Annotated in this window: 20 protein-coding genes and 1 tRNA gene; 8 read left to right on the top strand and 13 right to left on the bottom strand. The window is 69.2% G+C overall.

What is annotated here, in order from left to right:
* Positions 1–792 (bottom strand): phytanoyl-CoA dioxygenase family protein (locus B2869_RS13625; protein ID WP_292767608.1); only part of this gene is annotated, 792 nt, incomplete at its 3' end.
* Positions 793–886: 94 nt separating this feature from the next.
* On the bottom strand, positions 887–1,732 hold the full coding sequence (locus B2869_RS13620; protein ID WP_051671165.1) for an AraC family transcriptional regulator: 846 nt from the start codon (positions 1,730–1,732) through the stop codon (positions 887–889).
* A 155-nt stretch (positions 1,733–1,887) separates the two neighbouring features.
* Between B2869_RS13620 and B2869_RS13615 the strand changes: the two genes are divergently transcribed.
* Together B2869_RS13615 and B2869_RS13610 are read left to right on the top strand one after the other, a co-directional pair.
* Positions 1,888–2,943 (top strand): iron-containing redox enzyme family protein, encoded by a 1,056-nt coding sequence (locus B2869_RS13615; protein ID WP_292767603.1) that lies wholly within the window; start codon positions 1,888–1,890, stop codon positions 2,941–2,943.
* Positions 2,940–3,143, top strand: coding sequence for a CDGSH iron-sulfur domain-containing protein (locus B2869_RS13610; protein ID WP_292767600.1), 204 nt, complete (start codon positions 2,940–2,942; stop codon positions 3,141–3,143). The genes B2869_RS13615 and B2869_RS13610 overlap by 4 nt, the downstream gene beginning before the upstream one ends.
* Before the next feature lie 29 nt (positions 3,144–3,172).
* Here B2869_RS13610 and B2869_RS13605 read toward each other — a convergent pair whose 3' ends face one another.
* A complete protein-coding gene (locus B2869_RS13605) occupies positions 3,173–4,048 on the bottom strand; it encodes a heme o synthase (RefSeq protein ID WP_292767597.1) in 876 nt (291 codons plus the stop codon).
* Positions 4,049–4,054: 6 nt separating this feature from the next.
* Positions 4,055–4,834: a YggS family pyridoxal phosphate-dependent enzyme gene (locus tag B2869_RS13600; protein ID WP_318391092.1), complete on the bottom strand. Its 780-nt coding sequence runs from the start codon at positions 4,832–4,834 to the stop codon at positions 4,055–4,057.
* Positions 4,835–4,914: 80 nt separating this feature from the next.
* Between B2869_RS13600 and gabT the strand changes: the two genes are divergently transcribed.
* Positions 4,915–6,252: a 4-aminobutyrate--2-oxoglutarate transaminase gene (gene gabT, locus B2869_RS13595; protein ID WP_292767594.1), complete on the top strand. Its 1,338-nt coding sequence runs from the start codon at positions 4,915–4,917 to the stop codon at positions 6,250–6,252.
* A gap of 15 nt (positions 6,253–6,267) precedes the next feature.
* On the opposite strand, the gene B2869_RS13590 is transcribed toward gabT, so the two are convergent.
* A complete protein-coding gene (locus B2869_RS13590; RefSeq protein ID WP_292767591.1) occupies positions 6,268–6,948 on the bottom strand; it encodes an HAD-IA family hydrolase in 681 nt (226 codons plus the stop codon).
* Positions 6,949–6,999: 51 nt separating this feature from the next.
* On the opposite strand from B2869_RS13590, the gene B2869_RS13585 reads away from it, so the two are divergent.
* Together B2869_RS13585 and B2869_RS13580 are read left to right on the top strand one after the other, a co-directional pair.
* Positions 7,000–8,010, top strand: coding sequence for a type I glyceraldehyde-3-phosphate dehydrogenase (locus B2869_RS13585; RefSeq protein ID WP_292767588.1), 1,011 nt, complete (start codon positions 7,000–7,002; stop codon positions 8,008–8,010).
* Positions 8,007–8,738, top strand: a complete 732-nt coding sequence (locus B2869_RS13580; protein WP_292767585.1) for a glutamine amidotransferase — start codon at positions 8,007–8,009, stop codon at positions 8,736–8,738. The genes B2869_RS13585 and B2869_RS13580 overlap by 4 nt, the downstream gene beginning before the upstream one ends.
* A gap of 98 nt (positions 8,739–8,836) precedes the next feature.
* Here the strand turns inward: B2869_RS13580 and B2869_RS13575 are convergent, their stop codons facing one another.
* On the bottom strand, positions 8,837–9,382 hold the full coding sequence (locus B2869_RS13575) for a carboxymuconolactone decarboxylase family protein (protein ID WP_021201248.1): 546 nt from the start codon (positions 9,380–9,382) through the stop codon (positions 8,837–8,839).
* Positions 9,383–9,505: 123 nt separating this feature from the next.
* Between B2869_RS13575 and B2869_RS13570 the strand changes: the two genes are divergently transcribed.
* A complete protein-coding gene (locus tag B2869_RS13570) occupies positions 9,506–10,357 on the top strand; it encodes an AraC family transcriptional regulator (RefSeq protein ID WP_292767582.1) in 852 nt (283 codons plus the stop codon).
* Positions 10,358–10,370: 13 nt separating this feature from the next.
* Here B2869_RS13570 and B2869_RS13565 read toward each other — a convergent pair.
* The 3 genes from B2869_RS13565 to B2869_RS13555 all read right to left on the bottom strand — a co-directional run bounded on the left by B2869_RS13565 (position 10,371) and on the right by B2869_RS13555 (position 13,063).
* Positions 10,371–10,441: transfer RNA gene (locus B2869_RS13565), tRNA-Cys, on the bottom strand.
* Positions 10,442–10,454: 13 nt separating this feature from the next.
* Positions 10,455–11,705 (bottom strand): pyridoxal phosphate-dependent aminotransferase, encoded by a 1,251-nt coding sequence (locus B2869_RS13560; protein WP_292767579.1) that lies wholly within the window; start codon positions 11,703–11,705, stop codon positions 10,455–10,457.
* Positions 11,702–13,063: an aminotransferase class I/II-fold pyridoxal phosphate-dependent enzyme gene (locus B2869_RS13555; RefSeq protein WP_292767576.1), complete on the bottom strand. Its 1,362-nt coding sequence runs from the start codon at positions 13,061–13,063 to the stop codon at positions 11,702–11,704. Before B2869_RS13555 ends, B2869_RS13560 begins: the two co-directional genes overlap by 4 nt.
* A gap of 100 nt (positions 13,064–13,163) precedes the next feature.
* Between B2869_RS13555 and B2869_RS13550 the strand changes: the two genes are divergently transcribed.
* Positions 13,164–13,949: a DNA/RNA non-specific endonuclease gene (locus B2869_RS13550; protein ID WP_292767573.1), complete on the top strand. Its 786-nt coding sequence runs from the start codon at positions 13,164–13,166 to the stop codon at positions 13,947–13,949.
* Positions 13,950–13,978: 29 nt separating this feature from the next.
* Complete coding sequence (locus tag B2869_RS13545; protein WP_292767570.1) at positions 13,979–14,713, top strand: hypothetical protein; 735 nt, start codon at positions 13,979–13,981, stop codon at positions 14,711–14,713.
* Here B2869_RS13545 and B2869_RS13540 read toward each other — a convergent pair.
* From B2869_RS13540 to B2869_RS13525, 4 genes are all read right to left on the bottom strand, one after another.
* Positions 14,677–15,765, bottom strand: a complete 1,089-nt coding sequence (locus B2869_RS13540) for an alkene reductase (RefSeq protein WP_292767567.1) — start codon at positions 15,763–15,765, stop codon at positions 14,677–14,679. The two genes, B2869_RS13545 and B2869_RS13540, sit on opposite strands and share 37 nt — an antisense overlap.
* Positions 15,766–15,843: 78 nt before the next feature.
* Positions 15,844–16,374, bottom strand: a complete 531-nt coding sequence (locus B2869_RS13535; RefSeq protein WP_292767563.1) for a MarR family winged helix-turn-helix transcriptional regulator — start codon at positions 16,372–16,374, stop codon at positions 15,844–15,846.
* Between the two features lie 54 nt (positions 16,375–16,428).
* On the bottom strand, positions 16,429–16,923 hold the full coding sequence (locus B2869_RS13530) for a MarR family winged helix-turn-helix transcriptional regulator (protein ID WP_021201257.1): 495 nt from the start codon (positions 16,921–16,923) through the stop codon (positions 16,429–16,431).
* The gene (locus B2869_RS13525) at positions 16,886–18,628 is read right to left on the bottom strand and encodes an MDR family MFS transporter (RefSeq protein WP_292767559.1); all 1,743 of its coding nucleotides are present in this window, start codon (positions 18,626–18,628) and stop codon (positions 16,886–16,888) included. Before B2869_RS13525 ends, B2869_RS13530 begins: the two co-directional genes overlap by 38 nt.
* Between the last annotated feature and the right edge of the window lie 124 nt (positions 18,629–18,752).

The following is an 18,752-nucleotide window of genomic DNA, read 5'->3' as shown; positions in this document are numbered from 1 at the left end:
CCGCTGATAGCGGATGTCGGTGGAGAGACGGATACGCCCCTGCGGGTCGACGTTGTCGGTGCTGGCGTGCACCACGTACGACGAATGGACCATCACGTCGCCGGCCCGGTAATCGGCGAGCAGCCACCGCGCATCGTGCGCCTCGGCGAGAGCGGGGAGGTCGGCCGTGATCGACGCAGCCGGAGGCCTGTCACCGCGCTCCCGCTCGGCGGCGAGGGCCCAGTGGTGGCTGCCTTCGAGATAGGTGAGACCGCCTTGCTCGACGGGACAGTCTCCCAGGGGGATCCACATCGAGAGCACGCGCTCGCTTCCCTGGCGCAGATAGACGAGGTCGTAGTGTGCCTGTGTGGCGGTGCCGATGCCCGATTCGCCCGGACGGATGTGGCGGATGATCTTGCGCCGGTGCAGGTGCACGTCATCGCCGAGGAACCATTCGAACCACCCGCGGATGTCGGGGTGTCCGGTCAGCGCCGCGTATCGCTCCCCCGGAACGATCTCGTCGAACAGGGCGGCGCGGATCTTCGCCCTGTCGATCTCTCCCTGCGCGCCGATGCCGACGGCGGGATCGGAACCGTGCTCCGTGATCCCGGTGTCCGCCATCGCCGTGAAGTAGTACTCGCGGAACGAGGCGACCAGCTGCGGATCGAGCTGCTGCGGCAGATAGAGGTAGCCGTCGCGACGCAACCGATCCCACAGCGCATCCTTGTCGCGGCGGATGGCGTCCGGCACGGGCTCCATCCTGCCCAGGCGGGACGGAGAATCGTCGAGGGTGTATCCGTTGGAGGTGAGCATGACTCCAGCGTCGGCGACACTTGGACTTCCGTCCATGGACTTTTCCGCCGGATCATTGGACTATCCGCGATGAACCGACCGCGACTTGGAGTATTCAGTCGAAGCGCGATCGGGCCTGCTGCCGGCGGAACGCCGATGGCGCGGCCCCCGTGCGCCGCCGGAAGAGTCGGGAGAAATAGGCCGCGTCGTCGTAGCCGACCTGCGCGGCGATCTGGCCCACATCGAGCCTGGTCTCCGCCAGGAGCGACTGGGCCTGCGCGATGCGCACCTCGATGACCAGATCATTCACTGTGAGCCCGGTCGCGGAACGCACGGCATCCCCCAGCTCGCGCGCGGTGAGCCCGACGGCGGCTGCCCGCTCGGCGACCGAGAGGGTCCGGGTCGCACCACGAGTGACGAGGTCGACGATGGTGGCACCGGCCGCCGCCCCTTCCGCCGGGTCCGCGGCATCGAGGATGGCGAGCAAGAGCCGTTGCGTCGCGACCGATGCGGCGATCTCCGCCCGCGCCCCCACCGCGGCGACAGCCACGCAGAGCTCACGGAAGATCGCATCCGCGTCTTCGACCGGACGGAGGAGTTTCTGCACCGGCCGGTGGCGCCCTCCCAGTCCGGTCGTCTCGAATGCCGCGAAGGGCTCGCCCTCGAACAGCACCCAGTGCTCCGACCACCCCCGGGCGTCGGAGCCGTATCCGTGACGGACTCCGGGCGTGAGCCAGATCACCGCCGGGCCCGCCACCGGCACCTGCAGGCCGCGCGGCTCGTACTCCTCGTAGGTGCCGCGCCCTTCGGAGATGTAGACGAGGCCGCGGGTCGGGAGTGCCCGCTGACGGAAAGGCGGCTGCAGGCCCGCCTGTTCCCCGGCTCCATGGCACGAGATCAGGAATCGTCGCATCGCATGGCGCGGTGAGGCGTAGTGGGACCAGGAGGCCGTCGGCGTCATCGACGTCAGCCTACTGCCGCGCCCGCAGTCCACCCCGCGCATCGCTCCGGCAGCTCCCGCGCGTGGCTCACGGAAGAGCCCACGTCAAGTCCCTGGCCGGATCCCACCGTTCCGCGCAGGATACGGAGTGTCCGCATCGATTGGGAGCTCGACACATGACCTCATCCGCCCCGGCAACCGCCCCGGCATCCGCACCAGCCCTGGCATTCTCCGACAGAGGGCCGGTGAGCCGCGCCGTGATCGCGCATCTCACCGGCGCGGAAGACGCCGGCGACCACACCACCCTCGCCGAGGAGGTCGTCGCGGCGAGCGCCGACGTCGTCCGCGACGACGACGTCCAGCTCGCCCTGTTCGTGCTCTACGCCTCCGCCTACGGATCGCTCCCGCAGCTCGATCCCGATCGGGAGTGGGATCCCGCGCTCCTCGCGACCCGGCGCCTGCTCGAAGCGGCCTTCGAGGGCGAGCTGCGCGCGAAGGTGCCGATGCCTGACCTCCCGGAGCCGACGGTGGATGCCGTCGGTCGAGCGCTCTTCGCGCTCGCGGGCGCCGATTCCGGACCGAGTCTCTCGCGGTACTTCGCGAAGAAGGCCACCGAGGCTCAGGCACAGGAGATGCTCATCCAGCGTTCGGCCTACACACTGCGCGAGGCGGACCCGCACTCCTGGGCGATTCCTCGATTGGACGGACGCGCCAAGGCGGCGCTCGTCGAGATCCAGTCCGACGAGTACGGCGGCGGACGCCCGCATCGCGTGCATGCCACCCTCTTCGCGCGAGCGATGCGTGCGGCCGGTCTCGATGACACCTACGGCGCATACATCGACGATCTGCCCGCCGTCACGCTCGCGTCACTCAACATGATGTCGATGTTCGGACTCAATCGTCGCCTGGTCGGTTCGATCGTCGGGCACCTGGCCGCCTACGAGATGACCTCGTCGATTCCCTGCCGCCTGTACGCCGACGGTCTGCGTCGGCTGGGGTTCGCCCCCGATGTCACCGAGTACTTCGACGAGCACGTCGAGGCCGACGCGGTGCACGAGCAGATCGCCGCCCGAGACCTCGCCGGCAGCCTCGCCGAGGACCGCCCGGAGCTCCTGCCCGACATCATGTTCGGTGCCGCCGCCGGCCTCACGATGGACGGGTGGGGCGGGGCGCAGATCCTGGAGTCCTGGTCCGCGGGTGCCTCATCCCTCCGCGAACGGACGCCGTCGTGAGCGGCGAGGAGCGCGCGACGATCACGCCGTACCCCGACGGCCCGCTGCTCGTGCGGGGCGAGATCGATCTGCGCACGGCCGACGGCGAGCAGATCGCACAGCACCGCCGCACGGTCGCGCTGTGCCGCTGCGGCCTCTCGGCGCTCAAGCCCTTCTGTGACGGCACCCACAAGCCGGCGGGCTTCCGCACCGACGACTGAGGCTGCCTCCGCGGCTCGGCGCCGGCGCGTCACCGCGTCAAGAGCGGATCGATGCCCACCGCCAGGAACAGCACCGCGAGATAGACGATCGACGCGCGGAAGACGAGCATGGGGCGCAGCTCCGCACCGCGCCGGTCGCGCACGCGCATGCGGTACGCAGAGAAGAGGAAACCCGCGCCTGCGGCGAGTGCCGTCACCACGTACAGTCCGCTGACTTCGGCGACGAGCGGGAGGGCCAGCGAGCACACGACCGTCGCCACGGCGAACCCGATCACCCTGACGGCGACATAGGCCGGGGCGCGCGTCGCACCGAGCATCGGCACTCCCGCACGCCGGTAGTCGTCCCGGTACCGGATCGAGAGCGGCCAGTAGTGCGCCGGAGTCCAGAAGAAGACCACGAGGAACAGCACGACGGCCGGCCATTCGATGCCGCCTCGCACCGCGCTCCAGCCGACGAGCACGGGAACGCACCCCGCAACACCACCCCAGACCACGTTCTGCTCGGTGCGACGCTTCAGCAGCACCGTGTAGAACGCCACGTAGAGCACGAGTCCCGCTGTCGAGAGCGCAGCGGGCAACGGACCGACCAGGGTCAGCATCCACACGACGGAGCCCGCGCCGAGCACCCACGCGAAGGTCAGCCCAGCCCGCGGTGAGACGATGCCGGTGACCAGCGGACGCTGAGCCGTCCGTTCCATCAGCGCGTCGCTCTCCCGCTCGATGTACATGTTGAACGCACCGGCGGACCCGGCACTCAGCGCCCCGCCGATGAGCACCGCCGCCATCAGGCCCAGATCGGGCAGGCCGTCGGCGGCGAACACCATGACCGGGATCGTGGTGACGAGGAGGAGCTCGAGGATGCGGGGCTTGGTGAGTTCGAGGTACGCGCGCAGGGTCGGCAGCACGCGCGTTCAGCCCTCGGGCCAGTAGTAGCTGTCCGGGAGCGCGCGGGCTCCGAAGATCGCCTGCCCCACGCGCACGCAGGTCGCCCCCTCTTCGACGGCGATCTCGTAGTCGCCCGACATGCCCATCGACAGCTCGCCCGCACCGATCAGGTCGGGGGCGTCTTCTCTGGCCTGATCTCGCAGCGTGCGCAGCAGGGAGAAGCACTCACGCACGCGGGTGTCGTCGGGGGTGAGGATGGCCAGCGTCATCAGGCCCCGCACCCGCAGCGTCTCGTAGGAGGGAAGCGCCTCCAGGAATGCCGGGAGCTCTTCGGGGGGCATCCCGAACTTCGAGTCCTCGGCCGAGGTGTTCACCTGCACGAAGACGTCGAGGCTGCGACCCGCGGCCTGGAGACGCCGATCGAGCGCCTCGGCGACGCGCAGCCGGTCGAGTGCCTGGAACTCCGCAGCGAATGCGGCGACGTCTCTCGCCTTGTTGGTCTGCAGGTGTCCGATGATCGACCACGACACATCGAGGTCGGCGGTCTCGCCGTTCTTGCGCACCGCCTCCTGCACCTTGTTCTCGCCCAGCAGGCGCATACCCGACTGGATCGCGACCCGGACGCGATCGGTCGGAACGGTCTTGCTCACCGGCAGCAGCGTCACCTCGTCCGGGGCACGGCCCGCTCGGCGCGCCGCCGCGGCGATGCGTGCTTCCACGCCCGCGAGGTTGCGCCGGAAGTCCTCGACGGTGAACGCCGTGGGATAGCGGTCGTCGGAGCCGACCGGTGCTTCCATTTTTGACATAGGCCAAACTGTAACATAGTCTTAGGCCGATTCGACCGGGCGAGGCCCTTCGCTCGGCACCGCTCACCCAAGGAGCCGCCATGCCCTCGTCTCTCGTCCTTCCCGACGCGTCCGCCGCGCCTTCCCTCCTGACCGAGGTGCCCGGCCCGCGCAGCCGGTCGATCCACGAACGTCGCATGAGAACGGTCGCGCGCGGTGTCGGCAGCATTCTGCCGGTGTACATCACGCACGCCGAGGGCCCCTGGGTGACCGATGTCGACGGCAACCGCTTCCTCGACCTGGGCAGTGGCATCGGCGTCACCACCATCGGGCACGGCAATCCGGCCGCGATCGCCGCCGCCGCCGCACAGCTCGAGCAGGTGACGCACACCCTCTTCACGGTGACCCCCTATGAGGGCTACGTGCGACTGGCGGAGCGCCTCGCCGAGAAGACGCCGGGCGACCATGAGAAGCGCTCGGTCTTCGTGAACTCCGGCGCGGAGGCCGTCGAGAACGCGGTCAAGATCGCTCGTAGGCACACCGGTCGCCGTGCGGTCGCCGCCCTCGACCACGCTTTCCACGGGCGCACCAACCTCACACTCGCGATGAACCACAAGGCCGCGTACGGCACCGGGTTCGGACCCTTCGCCCCCGACATCCACCGCGTGCCCAACTCGTACCCCTACCGCGATGGACTCACCGGCGCGCAGGCGGCGCAGCGGACGATCGCCCACCTCGAGCAGCGCATCGGCACCGCCGACCTCGCCGCCCTGATCGCCGAACCCATCCAGGGCGAGGGCGGATTCGTGGTCCCTGCAGACGGATATCTCCCCGCCTTGCAGGAATGGTGCACGCGCAACGGCGTGGTGTTCATCGCCGATGAGATCCAGACGGGGCTCGGCCGCACGGGCACCTGGTTCGCGAGCGAGCACTTCGGCGTGGTCCCCGATCTCGTGCTCACGGCGAAGGGCATCGCGGCCGGACTCCCGCTCGCCGGCGTCACCGGTCGCGCCGAGATCATGGATGCGCCCGACCCGGGTGGACTCGGGGGCACCTTCGGCGGCAACCCGGTCTCCATCGCCGCCGCCCTCTCGGTCTTCGACGAGCTCGACCGCGGCGACTTCTTCGCAGAGGCTCTGCGCATCGGCGCACGCCTCCAGGACCATCTCGCCGCCCTGGCCTCCCGCCACCCGTTGATCGGAGACGTCCGCGGGATCGGTGCGATGTACGCGTTCGAGCTGAGCGACCCCGACACGTCGCTGCCGGCCGCCGGGGCCGCGTCGGCGATCGCGGCCTACGCCGCCCAGCACGGCATCCTGCTGTTGACCGCGGGCAGCGACTCGAACGTCATCCGATTCCTGCCGACGCTCACGACAACCGACGATCAGATCGACATCGCCATGGACGTGATCGACCGCGCCCTGACGACGCTCGGCTGAGGCTCGACCGGCACGTCAGCCGACCCCGCCGGCGGTGTCGACCACGAGGACGCCGTCCCGCCACCGAACCGCGCGGAGGTCGGCGACCACCACGTCGGGATCGCCGTCGGCCGATCCTCCTCCGACGCCGACGACGAATCCGGCACCCGCCGCGCGAGCCGAGCGGATCCCCGGGACCGAGTCCTCGAACACGATGCAGTCCTCGGTGGCACGCGCCAGCCGGTAGGCGCCGAGGAGGTACGGGTCGGGTTCCGGCTTCCCGCGAGGCACATCCTCCGCGGCGACCAGGGTCGGAGGCCGTGGCACGTGGGAGCTCTGCAACCGGGCCAGCGCCACGGCGCGATTGCTGCTCGTCACGACCGCCCAGACGTCACGCGGCAATGCCCCCACGAGGCGTGCGGCACCGGGGATCCCTCTCGTATGCACGGCCGCCTCGATCTCGAGGGCGACCAGTTCTGCGGTCGCGGCGGCCGCGGCATCCGGGCCCACCAGACCCGCGACGACTTCACTCGGCCTCATGCCATGCGGCGCATCCCGGAGGAAGTCGAACGACGGGGCGTGCCGACGCGCCCAGGTCTCCCAGGCGGGAGCGGCCGACGCGACCGAGTCCACCAAGACGCCATCGCAGTCGAACAGCACGCCGGCTCGTTCGAACTCCCAGGAATCTCCGCTTCGCACATGTGATAATTTTGGCATAGGCCAAAACTATCACCGGCACGGGGGGACCGCGCCACGGAGGGGAGCACCATGCCAACGAGGATCGCCGTCAACGGGCTCGGCCGGATCGGCCGCAACCAGCTCCGCCTGCTGCTCGCCCGCCGCTCGGAGCTCGAGCTCGTCGCGGTGAACGATCCGCGCGGGCCCCGTGCTCTCGCCGAGCTGCTGCAGCGCGACGGTCACAGTGGCCCGTCGACCCGCGGCGTGCGGTTCGACGACAAGCACCTCTTCCTCAACGGCCACGCGATCCGCATGTTCACGGAACGCGATCCGCTGCGGCTTCCGTGGGCGGCACTCGGGATCGACATCGTGATCGAGTCGACGGGGGCCGAGACCCGGTCCGAAGACGCGAGGAAGCATCTGACCGCAGGGGCCAGGAAGGTGATCATGACCGTTCCCACCGCGGGCGACGACGGCACGTTCATGCGCGGGGTCAACGAGCACACCTACGACCCGACCCGGCACCACGTCATCTCCAGCGCCTCCTGCACGACGAACTGCCTCGCCCCCGTGGCGAAGGTCTTCCATGAGGCTTTCGGCATCGACGCCGGCCTCATGACGACGATCCACGCCGACTCGACCGACCTCCTCCTGCAGGACATCCCGCACTCCGATCCACGATCCGCCGGAGGGAAGGGCACGAAGATCTCCGCCGGCGACACCGGGGCGGCGCTGGCCATCGGACGCGTGCTCCCCGAACTCGAGGGCCGTCTCGATGGCTTCGCCCTGCGCGTCCCGGCGATCAGCGGTTCCATCACGCATCTCACGGTCACCGCTTCCCGTCCGGTCACGGTCGACGAGGTCAGAGCCGCTTATGAGAACGCAGCCGACGGCCCGCTGAGGGGCATCCTGCGCTGCGCCGACGACGAGATCGCCATCGCCGACACCGTCATCGATCCGCATTCGTCGATCCTCGATGCCGGGCTGATCCGGGTGATCGGGTCGCAGGTGAAGATCTCCGCCTGGTACGACGACGAGTGGGGGTACTCGCACCGTCTCACCGAGCTCGCCGAATACGTCGCAGAAAGGCTGCCCGCATGACGAACGCCACCCCGTGGGAGCGCACCGCGCTCGCCTTCCGGCACGTGCATTTCGAAGACCTGGGAATCATCGAACCGCTTCTGCGCGAACGCGGGTATCGCGTGCAGTACGTCGACCTCGGGATCGAGGCCATCGACATCGAGCGGGTGGATGACGCCGACCTCCTGGTCGTCTTGGGGGGCCCGATCGGCGTGCACGACGCCGACGGCTATCCGATGCTGCACGCGTCGAAGGAGTCCGTCTCCCATCGGCTCCGCTCCGGGCGGCCTCTGCTGGGGATCTGTCTCGGCGCGCAGCTGATCGCCGAGGCTCTGGGTGCCGAGGTGCGCCCGACCGGTGCGGTCGAGATCGGCTATGCGCCGCTCGACCTCACCACGGAGGGCCTCGATTCGCCGTTGCGTCCACTCGACGGCATGCCGGTGCTGCACTGGCACGGCGACGCCTTCACGATTCCCCCGAACGCCCGCCATCTCGCCTCCACGCCCGAATTCCCGAACCAGGCGTTCAGCACGGACGCCGTGCTCGCCCTGCAGTTCCACCTCGAGGCCGACCACCGCACGATCGGACGCTGGTTGATCGGCCACGCGCACGAGCTGCACGACAACGGGATCGACCCGCGCATCATCCGCGAGGACGCCAGAACCTACGGACCCGAGCTCGAGAGGGCAGCCCGTTCCACCATCGCCGCCTGGTTGGATGCGGTCGAGAAGCCGACTTCCCCCGCCTGACGCCTCCGCATACGAGGCGCGCAGCACCCTCGGAAACCGACGGTGCACGCAGAAGGGGCCGGGTCCACACGGACCCAGCCCCTTCTGCGTGGCGGCGTTCAGCTCGCGCGACGCAGCGCCACGCTCGGGAAGTCGATCGGGACATCCAGAGCGATGTTCACGTAGTTCGTGAACAGATTCAGCGCGACCTGTGCGATCGTCTCGACGATCTGCTCGTCGGTCCAGCCCTGGGCGCGCACGGCGTCGACGTCCGCCGAGGACACCTGGCCACGTTCCTCGACGAGCTTCAGCGCGAAGGCGAGCAGTGCCGCCGTGCGCGGGTCGTCAGACTCGCCGCTCTGCGCGGCAGTGAGCGTCTCGCGGCTGAGACCGGCCTTCTTGCCGAGGGCGGTGTGCGCTGCGAGGCAGTACTGGCACGAGTTGCGGTCGGCGACGGCGACGGCGATCTGCTCGCCGAGCGCCGCACCGAGGGATCCTCCGCCGAAGGCACCGAATGCGCTCCACATGCTCGTGAGAGCAGCAGGAGAATTGGCGACGGCGCGGAACATGGCCGGTACGGCTCCGAAGGCGCCGGCGATCTGGTCGAGCTGCTCCTTGACGTTTCCGGTGGCGTTGTCGCGGTCGATGAGAGGGACGTTGGGCACGGGATGCTCCTTCGATGACGGGATGGGCCCGGATCCGGGCTCACTTCAGTCTTTCGAAACGCTCCGGACGATACGCACCAAAGAGTCTTGCTTTCATGACATATCGTCCACGATACTGAAGGTATGCCCGCCGTCGACCGTCTCTCTCCCCTGCTCGAACGCTTCCGCGTGCGGACCCGACTGTTCCACAACGGCCCCCTCTGCGGAACGACGGTCTTTCCGGCGAGCGGCGGCCACGGCTTCCTGCACGTCCTGCGCCGCGGCGAGATGGAGGTGACGCACCGCCGTGCGGACGGCAGCTCAGAGCGCGAGGTCATCACCCGACCGAGCCTGTTGTTCTTCCCCCGCCCGATCGACCACTCCTTCCTCAACGCGCCGACCGATGAATCCGACTTCGCCTGCGCGACGCTCGACTTCGACGGCGGCGCCACGCACCCGCTGGTGCGCACTCTGCCGTCGTCGATCGTCCTGCCGCTCGACGAGGTCGAGACGCTCAGCCCCGCACTCGACCTGATGTTCTCCGAGGTCGACAACGTGCGGTGCGGTCGCCCCCTCGTGGCGGATCGGATGTTCGAGGTCGTGCTCATCCAGTTGTTGCGGTGGATGCTCGATCACGCCGAACGACTCGACCTCCCGCCGGGCTTGATACCCGGCCTCGCCGACGAGCGACTCGCCCCCGCGCTGGTCGCGATGCACGAGGCCCCGGGAGAGTCCTGGAGCCTGGAAACCCTCGCCCGCACTGCCACGATGTCACGAAGCGCATTCGCCGCCCGCTTCAAGGAGGTGCTCGGGCGTTCCCCGGGCGACTATCTCACGGAGTGGCGGCTCACGATCGCGCAGGAGCAACTGCGCGCGGGCGTGTCCGTGAGCACAGTGGCGGCGGAACTGGGCTATGCCAGCTCATCGGCGTTCTCGCGGGTGTTCGCTCAGCGCATCGGGCACTCGCCTCGAGCGTGGCTGACGCTCGCCGCGTGACGAGCCGGTTCAGAGGTGGAGGCAGGAATCGAACCTGCGTGCACGGTCTTGCGGACCGCGACCTGGCCACTCGGTCACTCCACCGGGTCGGTTGCGCTCAGCGTCGCGGGGGCGAGTATCCGTTCAAGAACGTTCCGAGTCGACGGAGCGCGTCGGTGAGCACTTCGGCCTCCGGAAGGAAAGCGATCCGGAGGTGGTCGGGGGTATGCAGGTTGAAGGCCCTGCCGTGCACGAGGAGGATCCGCTCGGCGTCGAGGAAGTCGAGCACCAGCTGCTCGTCGTCTTCGATGCCGTGCACCTCGGGATCCAGTCGTGGGAAGAGGTAGAGCCCCCCACCCGCCGGCTGCGTATCGACCCCGGGAATCGCCTCGAGCGCTTCGAGGGCCGCATCCCGTTGCCGCGTCAGCCGGCCGCCGGGCGCCACCAGAGCGTCGAGCGAGTCGTCGTGGGTCAGGGCCGCGGTGATCGCGTGCTGGGCCGGCACCGACGCGCACATGCGCATCGAGGCGAGCAGACGCACTCCGGAGAGGAAGGGATCGTCGCGGTGGAAACCTGTCGTCGTCATCCATGCCGCACGGTAGCCCGCGACACGGTGGGTCTTGGACAGCCCGGCGAACGTGACGCACGGAACGTCGGGGGCGACCTGCGCCATGGACACATGCGCGTATCCCGGAAAGACGACCCGGTCGTAGATCTCGTCCGAGAGCAGCAGGAGGCCGTGGCGCCGCGCGAGCTCGGCGATCCGCTCGAGGACCGCACGAGTGTAGACCGCACCGGTCGGATTGTTCGGGTTGATCACCACGATGGCCGCGGTTCGCGGACCGATCGCCGCCTCCATCGCGGCGAGGTCGGGCGTCCACCCTTCGGCCTCGATGCACGGATAGTGCACCGCTCGCCCTCCGGCCAGCACGGTCGACGCCGTCCACAAGGGGTAGTCGGGGCTCGGGATGAGCACTTCGTCGCCCGGCTCGAGCAGCGCCTGCACCGTCAGCCCCACGAGCTCCGAGACGCCGTTCCCCACGGTGATGTCGTCGATCCCCAGTGCGGGAAAGCCGGGGCGCAGCGCGTAATGCGCTCCGATCGCTTCGCGGGTCTCGGGAAGGCCGGCCGACTCGGAGTAGCCGTGCGCCTGAGGCAACGCCGAGCGGAGAGCCTCGACGATGGCCGGCGGAGCCTCGAAGCCGAACGGGGCGGGGTTGCCGATGTTGAGGCGGAGGATGGACTCGCCGCGCTTCTCCAGTTCGGCCGCGCGCTCGGCAACCGGTCCGCGCAGGTCGTACAGGACGCCTTCCAACCGCGAGGAGCGTCCGATCCGATGATCGGCCCTCTCCGGCCGGGACGGGGTCATGCGTCCACCCCCGCCGCGCTCGAGCCCCCGGCGAGCCCGACGAGGTCGTCGACGAGGCGCTGCATCTCCGCGTCGTCGAGCGTGTGCACGGTCAGGCGAAGATGGGTGGAACCCTGCGAGCTGCCGGGATCGAGCGCGAACTCGGAGCCGGGGCGCACGAGCCACCCGCGCGAAGCGAGGCGACGGCTGATCTCCGTCGCATCGTCGCGGACGTCGACCCACACGTTGAGCCCGCTGTCCGCCTGCGCGTGCATCCCCTGTTCGACGAGCATCGACACGAAGAGGCGGTTGCGCCCCGCATAGTGCGCGCCCGCCTCGATGACGAGCTCCCGGGTCTCGTCATCGCGCAGCATCGTGGCGGCGAGCCGCTGCATCACATGGCTCACCCACATGGTTCCGGGACTCAGGCGCAGCGCCAGACGCTGAGCGGTCACCCGATCGGATGCCGTCACCGCGAGGCGCATGTCGGGCCCGAGGAACTTCGACACCGAGCGGACCAGCGCCCACCGCTGCTGCGTGGGCGCAATGATGCTCTCGTAGGGCGTGGGTGCGAGCATCGAGAAGTGGTCGTCTTCGATGACGAGCACGTGCGGATGATCGGCGAGGACCTCGCGGAGCTCTCGTGCGCGTGCAGGACTGGTGCCGACACCGGTCGGGTTGTGGGCACGCGGCGTGCAGACGATCGCACGCGCGCCGCTCTCGAGGGCCGCACGCAGGCCGGCGACGGTAATCCCTTCGCGATCGACGGGGATGGCGACCGGCACGTATCCGGCGAGACGCGCGGTGTGGATGCTGGAGAGGAAGCACGGGTCTTCGAGCCCGACGCGGTCGCCCTGCACCAGAGTCTGGGCCAAGAGGCGCTCGACGGCATCGACAGCACCGGCCGTGATCGACAGGCGGAACGGACGCGGGTGGTCGGCCGCGATCCACTCGGTCGCCCATTCGGCGAGGTCGGCGTCGATGACGGACTCGCCGTAGAGCACGTGGCCGGGCGTGACAGCGGCGAACGCGGCTGCGAGGTCGGGAAGGTGGGCGGGATCGGGGTTGCCGCTGCCGAGATCACGCAGCACCGAGCCGGGGGTGAATCCCTCGTCGGGGTTCTGCGCCGGCCCGAGAACCGTGGTTCCGGTGCGGCCCCCCGTGGCGGCGATGCGCGCGGTGACCAGCGACCGATAGGCCGCCAGCACCGTGTTCCTGTTCACGCCGAGGCGAGCGGCAAGGGATCTGACCGACGGCAGCTGGTCTCCCGGACCGTATGCACCCCGCTCGACGAGGTCGCGCACGCTCTCGGAGATCTCCGCCGCGGTCGACCCGACGATGCCATTTTCGACGTCTTCGCGATCGGGTGCCTGAGCCATGGTTCGACCGTAGGGGATCTTTTGACCTATGTCAAAAGATATGCAGGGTCTGCTTCGGCTTCGGGGTGCGCACGTCGGAGGCACCGGGCACGATGGGGGCATGACCGACGGCTACGAATCGGACTTCCTCGGGAAACGGCTCCCCCTCCCCCGTCCCGAACGGGAGATGCGTTCGCTCCCGTATCCGCGATTCACCGTGCTGCTGGACCCCGAGCGGCGTCTCGCGGCGGTCACCGCGGTGAACATCGACGGCGCCACGCTGCAGGACCTGCCGCGCACCGGCGACTGGCGACTCGACGACCGCCTCCCGGCCGATGAGCAGACGGGGCCCGAGGTGTACACGCGGAACGACCTCGACCGCGGGCACCTCGTGCGGAGACGAGACCCGGGGTGGGGACCGACGCAGACCGCGCGCGCCGCCAGCGAGGCGACCTTCTTCTATCCCAACGCCGCACCGCAGGCTGCGGGATTCAACCAGTCGAAGGAACTGTGGCTCGGCCTCGAAGACCACGTGCTCGCTTACGCCGAGAGCACCGATCAGCGCCTGTCGGTGTTCACCGCCCCGGTGCTCGCCGAGAGCGATCCTCCCTACCGAGGCATCCGCGTGCCGCTCCGTTTCTGGAAGGTCGCCGCGTGGCAGGGACCGGATGGCCTCGCCGCCGCGGGCTTCGTGCTCGATCAGTCCGACCTCGTCGACATGCGGGACGAGACGCTCGCCGTCCCCCCGCTCGGCACCTTCCGCACGTTCCAGGTGCCGATCGCCGACATCGCCGCGCTCACCGGCATCGACCTCGGAGCACTGGTCGAGGCGGACACGCTCCCGCGACCGGGAGCGCGGGAGTCCGGATGGCGGACTCTCGACACCGCGGGCGACATCGTGCTGTGATCCGGGAGCGATCGCGCCACACTGGACCGATGGAGTACAGCGGAGTGGTCCCGACCGATGCCCCCGACCCGAGCGTCGAGTCCGATGCCCGATTGCAGAGCCTCCCCTTCCCGGTGTTCGAGCTGAAGCCGCAGCGCGCTCTCACGCGACTCCCGGTGGCCGGCTTCATGGAGATCTCCGGCGCAGCGGGCCGCGACGAGGTTTCGGCATCGTTCAGCTACACGCTGTGGCGGCACCCCGACGACCATGCCGATCCCCGCAACGAGATCGAGCTGGACGAACCCACACGGCGCTCCCTCACGGAAGAGCCGCCCTGGGGTCGTCCGGCCTGGCTGATCGCGCAGGTGCAGGCCTTCCGGTACCCGATGCTGTGGGAGGCGGTGCGGACGACCTGGCATGCATCGCCCGGCCGGGAGGGGGCCTCTCTCGCCGAGCAGCTCGCCGCGCACACCGACCACATCCTGCGCAACCGCTTCCGCGGCGAGCTCGGCCTCTCGACCGACCCCCGTGCCGACGCCGACGGGACCGGGAAGACCACGGCCGCCTCGGCATCGGACGCCTCGGTCGAGGTCGACGGCGAGGAGCATCCCGCGCTGTGCGTCGACACCGACCCGTTCGTCTACAGCATCGGCTTCCGGGTCGACGAGCACGTCGTGTGCACCGCGGTGATCCCGCGGGACGCTCTCGCCCTCATCGACCTCGCCCTCACGCGCTTGTCGACGCCGCCTCAGACTCCGGCGCGCACCGACTCCAGCGACGGGTAGTCGCTGTATCCCTCGGCGGTCCGGCCGTAGAACAGTTCGGGACGCGGGTCGTTGAGCTCGGCTCCCTGGATCCAGCGCTCGACCAGGTCGGGATTCGCGATCACGGGACGACCGGCGGCGACGGCGTCTGCCCGTCCGTCGGCGACGAGCGACTCGGCCTCATCCTTGGTCGTCTCCGCCGCGAAGCCGGTGTTGACGATCAGGGGCGCACCCGCCGTGCGACGGATGTGCTGCACGAGCTCTCCGGCGGGGTCGGCGTTGAGCACGTCGATGAACGCGAGGCCGAGCGGCGCGAGACCCTCGGCGAGGGCCGTGTAGGTCGCGCGGACATCCGCATCGTCCTCCTCCAGCACACCCTGGATGTTGTGCTGCGGCGACAGGCGGATGCCGGTGCGGTCGGCTCCGACAGCACCGGCGACGGCCGCGGTGACCTCGATCGCGAAGCGCGCGCGGTTCTCGGGCGATCCGCCGTACGAGTCCTCGCGGATGTTCGACACCGGCGAGAGGAACTCGTGCACGAGGTACCCGTTCGCGCCGTGCACCTCGACACCGTCGAAGCCGGCGGCGATCGCGTTGCGGGCGGCCTGCGCGAACTGCTCGACGACCTCGGGGATCTCGTCGAGGGTGAGCGCATGAGCAACCGGCAGATCGGCCTTGCCCTCGGGCGTGCGCGTCTGCCCGGGTGCCGCGAGCGCACTCGGACCGACGACTCGCGCCTCGCCCGAGATGGCGGGGTGCCCCACACGGCCACCGTGCATGAGCTGCATGACGATCGTTCCCCCCGCGTCATGGACGGCTGCGGTGATCGGCTTCCACCCCTCGATCTGCCCGGGCGTCACGATGCCCGGCTGCCCGGGGTACGACTTGCCTTCGGCGACCGGCCACGTGCCCTCGGAGATGATGAGCCCCTGCCCCGCACGCTGCCGGTAGTACTCCTCCATCGTCGCGGTCGGGACACCGTCGTCATTCGCACGAGTGCGGGTGAGAGGCGCCATGACGACGCGGTTGGACAGCTGCAGGGCGCCGAAGACGGCGGGCTCGTAGAGATTCACAGTGGGAGGTAAGGCGCGAGGGGATCAGCATATTCCCGGTCGGCGTTTCGCTCCGTTGGACGAGGTCGGTCGTCTCCCTCAGCCGCCGAGGCCGGCAAGCAGATCGGCGAAGTGTTCGAGATCGGCCGCGGTCCAGTTGCGCAGCCGCTCGCCGATGCGCCCCTCATAGCGCGAACGGGCGAGCGCCACCCGCTCCTGCGCCAGGTCGGTCGCCACGAGCACGCGGGCCCTGCGGTCTTCCGGGTCCGGCACGCTCTCCACGAGTCCGAGCTGTTCGAGCTGTCGCACCTGGCGGCTCACCGCCGACTTGTCGGTCTGCAGCCGTTCGATGATCGCTCCGGCCGAGGTCGCCTTTCCCGTCGCGATGGAGGTCAGCACCTGATAGCCGAGGGGCTGCAGATCGGGATGGACGGTCGCTGCGGCCTCACGCCAGCCGATGCGGATCCGCGCGAAGAGTCGACCCAGTTCCTGCTCGACCCTGGTGACGGCCTGGTCGAGGTCGGCGTCGCCCAGCAGGTCGGTCGCGGCAGCGGATGCACGGGTCTCGCCAGGGGCCCCCGCGGCATCATCGGCGGCATCATCGGCAGGGGCGTCGGAGGAGGCGCTCATGCTCGCCAGTGTACGGCGAAGCCCCGCCGTCGATCGTGACGGCGGGGCTTCGGGTCAGACCTCGGCCAGCAGCCGGAAGGCCTTGGACGCCGCCCGGATCTCTTCGGGAGTCAGCTCATCGATCACGGCCTGGAGACGGGTGCCGTAGTCGCGGCGGACCGCGGCGAGCGCATCACAGGCCGTGGCGGTCACGCTCAGCACCCGCAGCCGACCGTCGCGCTCGTCGGGGCGGGACTCGAGGAGACCGAGCTCTTCCAGCATCCGCACCTGACGGCTGATGACCGACTTGTCCATCTCGAACCGCTCGGCGATCTCGTGCGCGTTGGCCGTTCCCGCCCTGTCGATGAAGGTCAGCAGTTTGTAGCCGGCCACCTGCAGCTCCGGGTGGACCCGGGCTGCGGATTCCTTCCACAGCGACCGGGTCCTCGCGAAGATGAGGTTCAGATGCGCCTGGAGGTCACCGAGCGCACTGTCGACATCCGACGCCGCGACCCCTGCCGAGGCCATGACCTCAGCGCTCCCCGTCCCGGTCTTCGCGGGCAACGTCATCACGGGCACGATCGTCGCGCTCGAGAACGCGGACCGCACCGGTCGCGGGGGCGCTGCCGGCACCCTCGATCCGGATGGTTCCGGTGGAGAGCGAGGCTCCGACCTCGGCCTCGGAGACCTCGATCACCGATTCCTCAGCCTGCTCGAGCATCTGCTCGGCGGCGTTCTTGGTCGACAGCGGCTTGTTCTTGATGAACGCGATCGCGATGATCGCGATCACCGCGAGCGGGATCGCGATGATGAAGGAATCGGCGATGCCGTGGCCGTAAGCTCCTTCGACGATCGTGCGGATCGTGTCGGGCAGCTGACCGACCTTGGGGACGTCACCCGAGGCGAGGTGCTTGAGCGCGTCGATCTCGGCGGGTGTCGACGGGACGAAGCCGTCGAGCGCATCGGTGATGTAGTTCGCGACGCTGGTGGACAGCAGCGAACCCATCACGGTGACGCCGATGGTGCCGGCGATCGTGCGGAAGAAGTTCACGTTCGACGAGGCGGCGCCCAGCTGCTGCGGAGCAGTGTCGTTCTGCACGATCAGCGTGAGGTTCTGCATGACCATGCCGAGGCCGGCGCCGAGCACGAACATGTAGACGGCGACGAGCGGGAACGGGGTGTCGTAGCGGAGCGTGGCCATCAGGCTGACGCCGGCGGTCGCGAGGACCGACCCGGTCAGCATCCAGCCCTTCCACTTGCCGAAGCGGCTCACGAGCTGGCCGATGATGATCGACGCCCCCATCTGGCCGATGATCATCGGGATGGTCATGAGGCCGGACTCGGTGGGCGTGGCGCCACGGGCGAGCTGGAAGTACTGCGCGAGGAACACCGACGTCGCGAACATCGAGACGCCGATCGCGATCGAGGCGATGACCGACAGGGTGAAGGTGCGGTTGCGGAACAGCGACATCGGGACGATCGGTTCCTTGACGAAGAACTCGACCGTGATGAACGCGGCGATCGCGACCGCGGCGGTGACGATCAGCATGACGCTCGTCGAGGAGTCCCAGTCGAACTGGTTGCCGCCCATCGAGACCCAGATCAGGAGGGTCGAGACGCCGACCGCGAGGAGCACGATGCCGAAGTAGTCGATCGAGACCTTGGTGTCACGCTGGGGCTTCGGCAGGTGCAGGGTGAACTGCAGGAGCACCAGGGCGAGGATCGCGAACGGCACGCCGACGAAGAAGTTGGAGCGCCAGCCCCACACGTCGGTGAGGAGTCCGCCGAGCAGCGGGCCGCCGATGGTGCCGAGGGCCATGATGCCGCCGACGACGCCCATGTACTTGCCGCGCTCACGCGGGGAGATGATGAGGGCCACGGCGATCATGACGAGCGACATCAGGCCGCCGACGCCGATGCCCTGGATGACGCGGACCGCGATGAGCATGTTCGTGTCGGTCGAGAAGCCGGCGATCACGGTGCCGACCGTGAAGAGGATGAGGGAGATCTGGACGAGCACCTTGCGGTCGACGAGGTCGGCGAGCTTGCCCCAGATCGGGGTCGAGACGGCGGTGGCCAGAAGGCTCGCGGTGATGACCCAGGTGTACTGGGACTGCGTGCCGCCGAGGTCGGCGATGATGACCGGCATCGAGGTCGACACCACGGTGCCCGAGAGCACGGCGACGAACATGCCGACGACGAGCCCGGAGATCGCGGTGAAGACCTCGCGAGCCGACCGGGTCGTCTCGGGGGGTGCGGATGGGGTGTGTGTCACGGGGTAACGCTCCTGCGTAGAAAGTTGATCGAGGTCAACCATACGCCTTTAGTTGCCAAAGCGCAACTAAAGGCGTATGTGCTCGCGTCGTGCTTCTGCTCGGCGGAACCGAGCGGTACCGTGT

The sequence above is a fragment of the Microbacterium sp. UBA3486 genome, assembly GCF_002377845.1.
Taxonomy (GTDB): domain Bacteria; phylum Actinomycetota; class Actinomycetes; order Actinomycetales; family Microbacteriaceae; genus Microbacterium; species Microbacterium maritypicum_A.
Note: the sequence above shows the minus strand (reverse complement) of the source record. Positions and strands in the feature narration are given on the sequence as shown.

Excerpts from the sequence above, each read along its gene's own strand:
- B2869_RS13620 (WP_051671165.1), bottom strand. The coding sequence starts at position 1,732 with ATGACGCCGACGGCCTCCTGGTCCCACTACGCCTCACCGCGCCATGCG.
- B2869_RS13615 (WP_292767603.1), top strand. The coding sequence starts at position 1,888 with ATGACCTCATCCGCCCCGGCAACCGCCCCGGCATCCGCACCAGCCCTG.
- B2869_RS13600 (WP_318391092.1), bottom strand. The coding sequence starts at position 4,834 with ATGTCAAAAATGGAAGCACCGGTCGGCTCCGACGACCGCTATCCCACG.
- gabT (WP_292767594.1), top strand. The coding sequence starts at position 4,915 with ATGCCCTCGTCTCTCGTCCTTCCCGACGCGTCCGCCGCGCCTTCCCTC.
- B2869_RS13590 (WP_292767591.1), bottom strand. The coding sequence starts at position 6,948 with ATGCCAAAATTATCACATGTGCGAAGCGGAGATTCCTGGGAGTTCGAA.
- B2869_RS13585 (WP_292767588.1), top strand. The coding sequence starts at position 7,000 with ATGCCAACGAGGATCGCCGTCAACGGGCTCGGCCGGATCGGCCGCAAC.
- B2869_RS13580 (WP_292767585.1), top strand. The coding sequence starts at position 8,007 with ATGACGAACGCCACCCCGTGGGAGCGCACCGCGCTCGCCTTCCGGCAC.
- B2869_RS13570 (WP_292767582.1), top strand. The coding sequence starts at position 9,506 with ATGCCCGCCGTCGACCGTCTCTCTCCCCTGCTCGAACGCTTCCGCGTG.
- B2869_RS13560 (WP_292767579.1), bottom strand. The coding sequence starts at position 11,705 with ATGACCCCGTCCCGGCCGGAGAGGGCCGATCATCGGATCGGACGCTCC.
- B2869_RS13555 (WP_292767576.1), bottom strand. The coding sequence starts at position 13,063 with ATGGCTCAGGCACCCGATCGCGAAGACGTCGAAAATGGCATCGTCGGG.
- B2869_RS13550 (WP_292767573.1), top strand. The coding sequence starts at position 13,164 with ATGACCGACGGCTACGAATCGGACTTCCTCGGGAAACGGCTCCCCCTC.
- B2869_RS13545 (WP_292767570.1), top strand. The coding sequence starts at position 13,979 with ATGGAGTACAGCGGAGTGGTCCCGACCGATGCCCCCGACCCGAGCGTC.
- B2869_RS13535 (WP_292767563.1), bottom strand. The coding sequence starts at position 16,374 with ATGAGCGCCTCCTCCGACGCCCCTGCCGATGATGCCGCCGATGATGCC.
- B2869_RS13530 (WP_021201257.1), bottom strand. The coding sequence starts at position 16,923 with ATGACGTTGCCCGCGAAGACCGGGACGGGGAGCGCTGAGGTCATGGCC.